General features: G+C 41.8%; 10 protein-coding genes, 1 tRNA gene and 2 riboswitches. Of the genes, 2 read left to right on the forward strand and 9 right to left on the reverse strand.

Features of this window, described 5'->3' with window-relative positions; genetic code table 11:
* The first annotated feature begins 105 nt into the window (after positions 1 to 105).
* A complete protein-coding gene (locus L3V25_RS16320; protein WP_237296501.1) occupies positions 106 to 1,029 on the forward strand; it encodes a DMT family transporter in 924 nt (307 codons plus the stop codon).
* A gap of 9 nt (positions 1,030 to 1,038) precedes the next feature.
* Here L3V25_RS16320 and L3V25_RS16325 read toward each other — a convergent pair whose 3' ends face one another.
* Entirely contained in the window at positions 1,039 to 1,326 is a 288-nt protein-coding gene (locus tag L3V25_RS16325) for a hypothetical protein (RefSeq protein ID WP_237296502.1), read from the reverse strand.
* A 361-nt stretch (positions 1,327 to 1,687) separates the two neighbouring features.
* Here L3V25_RS16325 and L3V25_RS16330 point away from each other — a divergent pair, with 361 nt between their 5' ends.
* Entirely contained in the window at positions 1,688 to 3,469 is a 1,782-nt protein-coding gene (locus L3V25_RS16330; protein WP_237296503.1) for an aminopeptidase P family protein, read from the forward strand.
* A gap of 187 nt (positions 3,470 to 3,656) precedes the next feature.
* On the opposite strand, the gene thiH is transcribed toward L3V25_RS16330, so the two are convergent.
* The 8 genes from thiH to L3V25_RS16370 all read right to left on the reverse strand — a co-directional run bounded on the left by thiH (position 3,657) and on the right by L3V25_RS16370 (position 11,798).
* A complete protein-coding gene (gene thiH / locus L3V25_RS16335) occupies positions 3,657 to 4,769 on the reverse strand; it encodes a 2-iminoacetate synthase ThiH (RefSeq protein ID WP_237296504.1) in 1,113 nt (370 codons plus the stop codon).
* A gap of 5 nt (positions 4,770 to 4,774) precedes the next feature.
* The gene (locus L3V25_RS16340) at positions 4,775 to 5,554 is read right to left on the reverse strand and encodes a thiazole synthase (RefSeq protein ID WP_237296505.1); all 780 of its coding nucleotides are present in this window, start codon (positions 5,552 to 5,554) and stop codon (positions 4,775 to 4,777) included.
* 2 nt (positions 5,555 to 5,556) lie between these two features.
* Positions 5,557 to 5,760 (reverse strand): sulfur carrier protein ThiS, encoded by a 204-nt coding sequence (gene thiS / locus L3V25_RS16345; protein WP_027695420.1) that lies wholly within the window; start codon positions 5,758 to 5,760, stop codon positions 5,557 to 5,559.
* A gap of 44 nt (positions 5,761 to 5,804) precedes the next feature.
* Positions 5,805 to 6,551, reverse strand: coding sequence for a HesA/MoeB/ThiF family protein (locus tag L3V25_RS16350; protein ID WP_237296506.1), 747 nt, complete (start codon positions 6,549 to 6,551; stop codon positions 5,805 to 5,807).
* A 29-nt stretch (positions 6,552 to 6,580) separates the two neighbouring features.
* Positions 6,581 to 7,792, reverse strand: coding sequence for a thiamine phosphate synthase (thiE, locus tag L3V25_RS16355; RefSeq protein ID WP_237296507.1), 1,212 nt, complete (start codon positions 7,790 to 7,792; stop codon positions 6,581 to 6,583).
* The gene (gene thiC, locus L3V25_RS16360) at positions 7,792 to 9,756 is read right to left on the reverse strand and encodes a phosphomethylpyrimidine synthase ThiC (protein WP_276574039.1); all 1,965 of its coding nucleotides are present in this window, start codon (positions 9,754 to 9,756) and stop codon (positions 7,792 to 7,794) included. The genes thiE and thiC overlap by 1 nt, the downstream gene beginning before the upstream one ends.
* A 118-nt stretch (positions 9,757 to 9,874) precedes the next feature.
* Positions 9,875 to 9,972, reverse strand: a riboswitch (TPP riboswitch).
* 71 nt (positions 9,973 to 10,043) lie between these two features.
* Entirely contained in the window at positions 10,044 to 11,417 is a 1,374-nt protein-coding gene (locus tag L3V25_RS16365) for a voltage-gated chloride channel family protein (protein WP_237296508.1), read from the reverse strand.
* Positions 11,418 to 11,497: 80 nt separating this feature from the next.
* Positions 11,498 to 11,569: riboswitch (Fluoride riboswitch) on the reverse strand.
* Between the two features lie 152 nt (positions 11,570 to 11,721).
* Positions 11,722 to 11,798: transfer RNA gene (locus L3V25_RS16370), tRNA-Asp, on the reverse strand.
* Positions 11,799 to 11,844 lie beyond the last annotated feature (46 nt).

Genomic DNA, 11,844 nt, shown 5'->3' on the forward strand with positions numbered 1-11,844 from the left:
CCACTGCATAAGTACCCTTACTTTCTTACATTTATTTATTCAGATCATATTAAATACTGGATAAATGTCCAGTTTATAGTTTAATTTAGCGAACAAGAGGCGATTATGGAAAACACGGCATCCTCAGAACGCAGCGCTCTTCTCTATGGGCTTGCGGCTGTTTTATTATGGTCAACCGTTGCCACCGCCTTTAAACTCACGCTGCAAGAGTTCTCACCCATTCAAATGCTATTGGTCGCCAGTTTGGTTTCGGTGGCAGTGTTACTGCTTATCTGCACAATCAAAGGAACCCTTCCTCAATTAGCTTCAACCTTTCTGGCCAACCCTAAATATTTCATCTTATTAGGGCTGGTCAACCCTCTCGGTTATTATTTAATTCTGTTCAAGGCTTACGATTTATTACCGGCCTCTCAAGCTCAACCGCTTAATTACAGCTGGGCGATTACCTTAACCTTAATGGCGGCATTATTTTTAGGTCAAAAAATTCGTAAGCAAGACTGGTTAGCCTGCGCGCTTGGTTACTTAGGTGTGTTGATTATTGCAACTAAAGGGGATGTGTTTGCATTATCTTTTGATAGTCCACTAGGGGTAGGGCTGGCGTTATTATCAACCTTACTATGGGCAAGTTATTGGATTTTAAATGCCAAAAATAAAGCCGATCCAATATTAGTTGTCTTACTCGGTTTTTTGGTTTCGCTGCCGTTTTCTGCCCTGCTTGTTTGGTACGAGGGACTAGGTTGGGAAGCGATCAGCATCAAGGGATGGTTGGCGGTGACTTATGTCGGATTATTTGAAATGGGCGTCACGTTTGTATTATGGCTAACGGCGCTAAAGCGTACTCAAAATACCGCCAAGGTGAGTAATTTAATTTTTCTATCGCCATTTATTTCATTGATTTTGTTATCTCAAATTATTGGCGAGACTATCTACCCATCAACATTAATTGGGTTAGTTTGTATATTATTAGGCTTGGTCGTTCAGCAGATAAAATTTAAAAAACGAAATATCGATTGTCTGGATAATCGTTAATTAAATATATTACTTCGTCTTTTCCATATAACGCTTAAGATCTTCAACCGATAGGCCTTGAGCTTTTAATTGCTCTGCCAGTAATTGCACTTGCTCACCTTTGCGAGAATCGGCGATAACTTGAAATTGGTAAATGATATCTCTTAATAATTCTAGTGGCACTTGCTTAGCCGCACTACGAATTCGTTCCTGACTTTGATTACCCAGCTCAGTTAATAATTTACCGAACATAATTTTTTCTGGGCTTTCTTCCAACTGCTCTAAAATACGAGCCATTTCATACGTTGTTAATGACATAGGTTTATTTATATTCCAATTATTCAATTAAGGAAATCTAGAAAGGAGCAGTAAATATACGCCTGATTGATGGTTAAGCAAAACAAATTTTATATCTCAAAGCGACTTTATAAGCCTATTTTCGAATTTAAGATTTGAATTCATGCGTTTGTGGTTTTCCACAGCATTCTACCTACCATCCTATTGAGAAACTCGATGACTTAATGTTTCACGTGAAACAGTAAAATTATCACTCGCATCATCAGATTTTAAGCACAAGCGCATTACACTCTCTAGTCCCAATGGTAGTATTAAGCCATAACATGAAACAACAATGTTCATGATTTCGGCATCGACCGCTAAATCAATAAGGATGATTCAGATGTATAAAGCAATTGCAGATCGTGTCCAACAACTTCGCCAATGGCTAATTCAAAATGATTATGACGCGATCATTATTCCACATGAAGACGAGTTCTTAGGGGAATACATTCCAGCCCATAATGAACGTTTAAATTGGATCACTGGATTTGCTGGCTCAGCCGGTGCAGCGATAATTACTCAAGATAGCGCAGCGATGTTTGTTGATGGTCGCTATACCGTTCAAGTCACCAAACAAGTTCCAAGTGATATTTTTAGTTATCATCACTTTATTCAAGAACCGCCGATTACTTGGCTACAACAAAATATGCCGGCGGGTAGTCGTTTAGCTATTGATCCTAAAATGCATTCCGCCACTTGGTATCAAGCGGCACAAAGCAAACTCGATGGTCAAATTGAGATGGTTGATGTCGAAAGCAACCCAATTGATATGCTTTGGTCCGATCGTCCTACAACCGTTGAATCACCATTACGTTTAATGCCATTAGAGGTTGTTGGTCAATCTTCACAAGATAAACGCCACAACATCGCGCAACTCATTACTCAACAAAATGCTGATGCTGCACTGCTGACTCAAATAGATTCAATTTGTTGGTTACTCAATATTCGTGGTCTCGATGTACCTCGCCTACCTGCCGTGTTATGTCATGCGATTTTACATGCAGATTCAAGCTTAGAGTTATTTATTAACCCTGAACGCATCCCTGCTGATTTTGCACAACATGTCGGCTCAGACGTTCGAATCTCATCGCCTTCTCAACTTGAAGCATCGCTTAGCTCACTGACGGGCAAAAAAGTTATTGTTGATCCAGCCAGCAGTAATGCCTGGTTTAGCCAAGTATTAGAAAATAGCCAGGCGCATATTATTGCAGCCAGTGATCCATGTTTACTACCTAAAGCGGTTAAAAACAAAACTGAATCACAAGGCATGATTAATTGTCATGTGCGAGATGGTGTGGCAATGGCGAAGTTCTTATGTTGGATTGATTCTGAAGTTGAAGCCGGTCGCTTACACGATGAAGATATCCTATCTAACCAGTTGCATGATTTCCGTAAGCAAGATGAGTCATTAGCCGATTTAAGTTTTGATACTATTTCAGCGGCAGGAAGCAATGCGGCTATGTGTCATTACAATCACGCCGATCAAGTAGAGTTTGGTAAGCTAGAATTAAACTCACTTTATCTTGTCGATTCAGGCGGCCAGTACCCAGACGGCACTACTGATATCACACGTACCGTGGCAATTGGTGAGCCTTCAACTTTTATGAAGCAACAGTTCACACTGGTACTCAAAGGCCACATTGCTTTAGCAACAGCGCGTTTTCCAAAAGGAACCACTGGTAGCCAACTCGATGTTTTGGCTCGTCAATATTTATGGGCTGAAGGCTATAATTATGATCATGGTACCGGCCATGGTGTGGGTCATTTTTTAAGTGTTCATGAAGGACCGCAACGTATTTCCCCTGCCTACAATGGCGTAGCCCTACAAGCAGGTATGGTGCTATCCAATGAACCGGGTTACTACCGTGCTAACGAGTTTGGTATTCGTATTGAAAACCTTGAGTTAGTCACGGAGAAACAAACCCAAGGTGATTTATCTATTCTTGGTTTTGAATCTCTTACGCGTTGTCCTATTGATGTTAGGGTAATTGATCGCATGCTGTTGACCACTAATGAGATTGAGTGGCTAAATCAGTACCATCAGAAAGTATGGAATGATGTCAGCCCACTAGTTGATGGTGAAGTAAAACAATGGTTAAAGCAGGCTACTTTATCGATTTAATTAACGACCGTTTTCACTATAAATCACCTCAACTGCAGATAACTAGAAGTCACTCTGTACCGCAGTTGAAGTTAAATAAAAATAAAGCCCGTTTCGATATCAACCGAGACGGGCTTTATTGTTTCACGTGAAACCTATTTGAAGTTAACTACATTTGAGGCTAACTAGTAGCTATAAGATACACAAATTACCCAGAATAAGCGTGATGCCAATCGGTCCACACGGCTTCATAGCCACGTTGTTGCACAGACTTAACCACCTCTTCAACTGAACGTTCATCGCTGATGGCAAATTGCTCTAACTCAACTTCTGAATTGGCATAACCACCCGGCTGGGTTTTTGATGCGGCAGAGATATGAGTAACCCCTAGTGGCAATACGTTATCCCTAAAACTCGGTTGTTCGCGTGTCGATAATGACAACTCAACTTCATGGTTGAATAAACGAAAAGCACAAATAAGCTGCACGAGTTGTTTATCTGTCATTACCGACTTAGGTTGCAGAGCACCTTCACATGGTCGCAATCTTGGGAAAGAAATCGAATAACGAGAGGTCCAATACTGCTTTTCCAAATACTGTAAATGCGCAGCCGTAAACAAACAATCAGTTCGCCAATCCTCTAAACCTATCAGCGCCCCTATGCCGATTTTATCAACCCCCGCTTTGGCAACACGATCTGGCGTTTCGAGTCGGTAATAGAAATCCTGTTTATTCCCTCGCAAATGGTGTTTAGCATAAGTACTTGGATGATAGGTTTCTTGATAGACCATCACTGCATCAAGTCCTAGCGTTTTCAGTTCGCGGTAATCATCTTGATCAAGCGGTTGAACTTCCATTGCCAAGTAAGAAAACTGCTTCTTAATCACAGGCAACATAGTGCGGAAATAATTCATGCCGACTTTAGTTTCATGCTCACCGGTGACTAATAACACACTATCAAAATTCATCGCTTTGATGGCTTCTACTTCTGCTTCTACCTCACTTTGATCGAGTGTCCTACGTTTAATTTTATTCTCCATAGAGAAACCACAGTAAGTACAGGCGTTGGCGCACAAGTTAGAAAGGTACAGTGGAATGTAGAAATTAATATTATGACCAAATCGCTGTCGCGTCAGAGCATAAGAACGTTGCGCCATTTGCTCAACATAAGGTTCAGCGGCAGGTGAAATTAACGCCTTAAAATCTTCCAAGTTTAATCTGGTTTTAGCTAAAGCTCGCTCAACATCAGTAGGCGTTTTACTATGAATGGACAAATAGACTTGGTCCCAATCTAGGGTTTTAAATACCTCAGTAAAAGTCATATCACCTACCCTAAAAACGCAGTAAGCGGACTTGATGCACTTGCTTGTTGGCTTACTCCACCTAACCCTGCTAGATAAGCCTGACGTCCTGACTGCACGGCAAGTTTGAATGCTTGCGCCATTGCTACAGGATTAGCCGATGATGCAATGGCGGTATTGACCAATACGGCATCAGCGCCTAACTCCATGGCATAAGCAGCATGTGAAGGCGCGCCAATTCCAGCATCAACCACCACCGGCACATTCGCTTGTTCAATAATAATTTTAAGGAAATCTTCTGATACTAAACCTTTATTTGAACCAATCGGTGCCGCTAAGGGCATAACGGCGGCGCAGCCAACTTCCTCTAGGCGCTTACATAACACCGGATCAGCATGGCAATAAGGTAAAACAATGAAGCCGAGCTCAACTAACTTCTCAGCCGCCTTTAGTGTCTCGATAGGATCAGGCATTAGGTATTTAGGGTCGGGATGAATTTCTAATTTCAACCAATTCGTATCAAGCGCTTCTCGTGCCAACTGAGCGGCAAAAATCGCTTCCTTGGCTGTTTTTGCCCCAGAAGTATTGGGTAACAAGCGTACGTTCGTTTTTAATAATGGCGGTAAAATATCATCCGTTTGACGCTGTAGGTCGAGACGCTTGAGCGCCAAAGTGGTGAGTTCTGAACTAGAATGCAGCAGCGATTCCAGCATAAGGTCAGAATTAGCAAACTTGCCTGTGCCTGTAAATAATCTTGAATTGAATGTTTGGCCGGCGATAACCAGCGAATCTTGAAAATGACTCATGGTTACCCTCCTGCGATCATAGTGAAAACCGAAACATCATCACCATCATTAAGTGTCGTTTCGGTCCACTGCGTTTTAGGAACCACATCCTGATTAATCGCAATCGCAATACCTTGCTGATTTAGAGATAGCAGAGAAAGTAATTGAATTAGGTTATATTGATTCTTCTCTAAAATATGTACTTGTTGGTTCACCGTGACTTGCATGGTGTCTCCTTAGATCCTTCTTTGTGGAGACTGATTTATACTAATCAGCTTCCACAAACTGGGCATTCGGCATCTTCAGCAATATTAAATTTCTGCCAAGATAGCGTTTGCCCATCAAATAAATTAAGAGACGCAGGTTTTAGTTTGTCGTTTTGAGTTAAGTATTTGATCGCTTCAAGCGCTTGTAAATTACCTAGCGTACCAACGACCGGGCCAATCACTCCCGATTCTGAACATTTCAAACCTGCGCTGTTATCTTGATATGGCACAGCACAACGGTAACAAGGTGATGAATGGTGCTTAAAGTCAAAGCTCATTAATTGCCCGACCCAACCGATCGCGGAACCTGAAATCAGTGGCGTATTACCATCATGACAGGCTTTATTCACCGCCTGTCTAGTTGGAAAATTATCACTGCAATCTAATACCACATCCGCCAGCATCACTTCTAAATTCAGCTGAGCGTCGGCTAGAAATGATTTCACGCTACGGACTTTGCAATTAGGATTTAACTGCTTAAGTTGTTCGGCAGTCGCTTCTGCTTTATTTCTTCCAATATCAGATTCACGGTATATTACCTGACGCTGTAAATTGGATGAGTCGACTTCATCACCATCGGCAACCACTAATGAACCAACCCCCGCTCCGGCGAGATAAAGCGCAGCCGCTGAGCCCAGTCCACCACAACCAACTAACAGTACTTTGCTACCAATAAGTTTTTCTTGGCCCACTTCTGATACTTCTGGAACCATGATTTGTCGTTGGTAGCGCTGAAATTGTTGGTCGTTCATTGTTTTCCCTTGTTACCTATATAGAGCTGTTAAGCAATGGCCTTATGACTTCGCGGAGAAGCCATAATTTGATAGAAAGAATCTATCGCCAATTGTATATCATTTGCCTGTGTAATAGCACGAACCACAGCTAAGCTGCTCACTCCCGTTTGCCAAACTTGTGCTGCATTATTCAAATCAATGCCTCCTATTGCTACCGTTGGAAAATCATCACCAATTAACATTTGGTACCCCGTTAACTTATTCAGACCTTGCGGTTGTGATGGCATTTGTTTGGTGGTGGTAGGGAAAATATGTCCAAGCGCAATGTAGGAAGGTTTCAGCTGCTTGGCGCGTAAAATCTCATAATAACCATGAGTTGAAATACCCAAACGTAAGCCAGCTTGATTGATCGCATGTAAATCTGCGACTTCAATATCTTCCTGCCCGAGGTGAATACCATAAGCGCTATATTTAATCGCGAGTTGCCAGTGATCATTAATAAATAGCTGTGCTTTATACTCTCGGCCAAGTTCTATCGCATGCTTTATCTTGGCCTCTAAGTCAAAGTCACTCGGATCTTTCATTCGAAGCTGAAGCGTTTTAATCCCTCGTTTAAGCAAGATTTCGATCCATTCAACCGAATCAACCACTGGGTATAAGCCGATGTTGTTTGGTATTAGTTTGAATGGAGGACAGATTTGAGGTGTAGCAGCTTGGGCTAATTGTGGGAAGACGCGCGCATCGACTGGCCATGTTTCACGTGAAACATCCTGATATTGTTTCACTGCTGCATTCGCAATGATAGCGGCGTCTTCGAATGTAAACTCCAAGCATAAACTAACAACAAACCAACAGTAATGGCGGATAGTCGCTTCATGATTCCACTGCAAATTAAAAGTGTGCAAATCAGCAGACAATCCATTCGCAAGCCTAATTTTATCCGTAAGTACATCACCATCATTTACTGCCACTGAGATTAAACTTACTCCGCTTTCAGCAGTAAGTGATGCATTCGGCTCATGCTGATAACACAAAACAAGGTCGCAACCTTCATCTAGGCTCTCGACATCAAACACTACAGAAATCACTTTCGGGCCAGATGCTAAATGCACAACTGCTGATAAATCACCTACAGGCGAGCATGCTGAAAACTTAACATCAGGCAAAATAAAGCCCGCTTGCTCAACTGCTTGTACACAAGATTGAACTTGCTGTTTAAATAAAGCTTCATCGACACCATTAAAGATAAGCTTACTCATTACTTATCCTCCTGCTCTGCCAATTCTTTATTCTTTGGCTGAATCGCAGGATGGTAAAGTTCAGAACCTGTCTCAAGAAATTCACGTGATTTGGCTTTCATCCCTTCTAACGGATCGCCTATCATTTTTACCTCGATAGCTTGATCAGCAGATACTTGCTCACTGTCTTTGGCATACTCACGCACCTCTTGAGAGATTTTCATCGAGCAGAACTTAGGACCACACATCGAGCAGAAATGAGCAACTTTGCCAGACTCTTGAGGCAATGTTTCATCGTGAAAAGCCAATGCGGTTTCGGGATCGAGCGAGAGATTAAATTGGTCATGCCAACGAAATTCAAAACGCGCCTTAGATAAAGCATTATCACGAATTTGCGCACCGGGGTGCCCTTTCGCTAAATCACCGGCATGAGCTGCAAGCTTATAAGTAATAAGCCCTGTCTTAACATCTTCTTTATTTGGTAGTCCTAAATGCTCTTTTGGGGTTACATAACAAAGCATGGCACAGCCAAACCAACCAATCATCGCGGCACCAATGCCAGAAGTAATATGATCATAACCGGGAGCGATATCGGTGGTTAGTGGACCTAATGTATAAAATGGCGCTTCATGGCAATGCTTTAATTGTTCATCCATATTCTCTTTGATCATGTGCATAGGCACATGGCCAGGACCTTCAATCATGACTTGAACATCGTACTCCCAAGCAACCTTAGTCAGTTCGCCTAGTGTACGTAATTCCGAAAATTGAGCTTCATCATTAGCATCGGCAATAGAGCCCGGACGCAAACCATCACCAAGTGAAAGTGCCACATCATACTGAGCACAAATTTCACAAATCTCACGAAAATGTGTATAGAGAAAACTTTCTTGGTGATGAGCCAAACACCACTTTGCAATAATAGAACCACCACGAGAGACTATCCCCGTAACTCGCTTAGCCGTCATAGGAACATAACGCAGTAATAAACCGGCATGAATAGTGAAGTAATCTACCCCTTGTTCAGCTTGTTCTATTAAAGTATCGCGCATCACTTCCCAATTGAGGTTTTCCGCAACACCGTTTACTTTTTCTAATGCCTGATACATTGGAACTGTGCCAATTGGAACTGGGCTATTACGCAAAATCCACTCACGCGTTTCATGAATATTACGTCCAGTAGAAAGATCCATAACGGTATCACCGCCCCAACGGGTCGACCAAACCAGTTTTTCGACTTCTTCTTCAATCGAGGATGATACCGATGAGTTACCAATATTGGCATTCACTTTAATTAAAAAGTTGCGACCAATGATCATAGGCTCGGATTCAGGGTGATTAATATTGGATGGAATGATCGCTCGTCCTTCTGCCACTTCACGGCGCACAAACTCTGGGGTAATTTCTTTAGGAAGATGAGCACCAAAATTTTCGCCAGGATGTTGCTGATTCAATTGTTCATCGGCAAACTTTTGACGTCCCATATTTTCACGTATCGCAATAAACTCCATTTCAGGAGTAATAATTCCCTTACGGGCATAGTGCAATTGCGTGACACAACAACCTGATTTTGCTTTACGAACTTTCGGTAAATTTCCATATCTCAGGCTATCCAAAGTATCATCATCTAATCTTTGTTGAGTAAACTTTGAGCTCACCGAATCGAGAAAAGCAGTATCCGCCCTTTCTTCAATCCAGGACTCTCTCAACTTGGGTAAGCCTTCATATAGATTGATTTGATAATTAGGGTCGGTATAAAAACCAGAGGTATCGTAGACGTGAATCGGCTGATTTGGCTCTAAAATAGGATCATCTTTTGTGCCCCCGACAAAACTATCTGCGAGGCTGATTTCACGCATAGGTACACGTAAATCAGAACGACTTCCTTGAATATAAACTTTTTGCGAATTGGGATAAGGTTGGACAGACAGAGAATCGATAAAATTCTTAGCGTCCATTCTGGCTTGTTTACGACTTGACGACATAGCATTTTCCTTTAACTGTATGAGTTAGAAGCCCCGAAGGGTAAATGCTTGACGGATTTTGATGCACAAGAGTGGATCTGTAGAAACAGATACACATATAGAGGGGTAATTGTAGATAGATTACTCTTCTCTCGTTCCCTTCGCAGGTATTAGCCTGATCAGGTTCAACGGATCCCGCATAGCGGTCTCAGCCTTATGGCACTCCGACAAGTAGAAAAAGTATATTAGGTCAATTTATAATCATCAACCATTATTATTGATAAAGTTGATGAGTAACGACTTATCTATTATTTATTTTTTAATTTCTTAACTAGTGATGCAAATAAACTTGATTGGGTTTCGCGTAGTTGACCAATTTTCCCATCAAACTTAGGCGCGTCTTTTAAATCAAATAACTTTGGAACCGCAACTCGTTGTGAAGAGTAGATTCCTGTATGACCACTAAAATAGTACGCGGTATAGCAGGCAACGGCGAAGTATAAGATGTACTCTGAACCAAACAGCTCTACACCCATGATAGTACAAGCAAGCGGAGTATTAGTCGCAGCGGCAAACACAGCGATAAAACCTAACGCGGCGAACAATTCAGGTGGCGCACCTAAAGCCCAAGCTAAAGTATTACCTAAGGTTGCGCCTATGAAAAATAATGGCGTTACTTCCCCACCTTTAAAGCCTACCGATAGAGTAAGAGCGGTTAATACTAATTTAAATAACCAGCTATACCACTCAGCACCACCTTGATGGAAAGCTGAAACAATACTCACCCCACCTTCGCGATAGCTGTAGACACCTAAACCTGTATAGTCATAATTACCAATCAGCTTAGTAATTAAAATCACTAGAATACCGCCAACAAACACAATCAAATATGGATTCTTCAGAGTCAGTTTAAAAAAGTCCTTTAAAGAATGCGTAAGTTCACCAAACAGATAACCCGCTAAACCAAAGCCTACACCTGCTACTAAGATTTTAAGCAATAGCAATGGATCGACTTTCACAACATGATCGAGTAGCTGATATGACTCTAAAAAGTCAATGCGATAGTGAGTATGATGCGCTCCTAACGCCGTACAGACCACATCAGCAACGATAGCAGCAAATAGAGCAGGAACTATAGCATCATACTTTAAGCGTCCTATAGCGAGCACTTCTAGCGCGAAAATAGCACCAGTCAAAGGTGTACCAAAAATTGCACCAAAGCCCGCAGCAATACCTGAAATAAGTAGCAATCGCTTGTCTGATTCTGATAATTTAAAAATCTTAGCAAAATAATTCGAAGCGGCCCCACCAATCTGTACAGCCGTACCTTCACGACCTGCAGAGCCACCAAACAAATGGGTGATCACCGTCGTAATTAAAACCAGTGGCCCCATACGAGTAGGAATGCCAGCTCCAGGCTGATGTATTTCATCCATGATGAGGTTATTACCACCATCCGAGTTTTTGCCTAACTCTTTATATAAGTAGACAATAACAAGACCAGCAAAGGGCAATAGATAAAGAAGCCAAGTATTTGCTTCACGTGTCGCGGTCGCTTCAGACAAAATCCATAAGAAAAAAGCATTAAGCGCACCGATGACAGATGCAACAGGAATAATGATGACAATCCATCGAAGTATTTGAGCAAACAGCTTTGGGTTAGCGTTTAGTGGGTGAGACATATATCTACCTAATATAATTAATATTCATGCTAAGGATAGATATATTGAGAGCAATTGGAAACCTGCAGATAGATCTATCCTACCTAACAGGAGCCATCATCTCAAAAAAAGAATTGAGCGGTTAAAGGTGGAACCCCATCACCCGTGATCAAGATCACATTGTTATTCTATACAAAAACAATGTTTGTACAACCGTAATAACAGATATTCACTTGATATACATCAAGTTGCTCTTAAATGTCAGACCTAATTTCAACAGACGAAAAAAAACCTGACTCTTTCGAATCAGGTTTCTTAAAGTAAGTGGCGGAGTGGACGGGACTCGAACCCGCGACCCCCGGCGTGACAGGCCGGTATTCTAACCAACTGAACTACCACTCCGCAGTGTCTATTCAGTATTTCAATTCAAAGCCTGGCGATGTCCTAC

The organism is Vibrio sp. CK2-1 (genome assembly GCF_021726515.1).
Taxonomy (GTDB): Bacteria; Pseudomonadota; Gammaproteobacteria; order Enterobacterales; family Vibrionaceae; genus Vibrio.

Coding starts and splice junctions, on each gene's coding strand:
- L3V25_RS16350 (WP_237296506.1), bottom strand. CDS start 6,551: ATGAACGACCAACAATTTCAGCGCTACCAACGACAAATCATGGTTCCA.
- L3V25_RS16325 (WP_237296502.1), bottom strand. CDS start 1,326: ATGTCATTAACAACGTATGAAATGGCTCGTATTTTAGAGCAGTTGGAA.
- thiS (WP_027695420.1), bottom strand. CDS start 5,760: ATGCAAGTCACGGTGAACCAACAAGTACATATTTTAGAGAAGAATCAA.
- L3V25_RS16320 (WP_237296501.1), top strand. CDS start 106: ATGGAAAACACGGCATCCTCAGAACGCAGCGCTCTTCTCTATGGGCTT.
- L3V25_RS16330 (WP_237296503.1), top strand. CDS start 1,688: ATGTATAAAGCAATTGCAGATCGTGTCCAACAACTTCGCCAATGGCTA.
- thiH (WP_237296504.1), bottom strand. CDS start 4,769: ATGACTTTTACTGAGGTATTTAAAACCCTAGATTGGGACCAAGTCTAT.
- L3V25_RS16365 (WP_237296508.1), bottom strand. CDS start 11,417: ATGTCTCACCCACTAAACGCTAACCCAAAGCTGTTTGCTCAAATACTT.
- L3V25_RS16340 (WP_237296505.1), bottom strand. CDS start 5,554: ATGAGTCATTTTCAAGATTCGCTGGTTATCGCCGGCCAAACATTCAAT.
- thiC (WP_276574039.1), bottom strand. CDS start 9,756: ATGTCGTCAAGTCGTAAACAAGCCAGAATGGACGCTAAGAATTTTATC.
- thiE (WP_237296507.1), bottom strand. CDS start 7,792: ATGAGTAAGCTTATCTTTAATGGTGTCGATGAAGCTTTATTTAAACAG.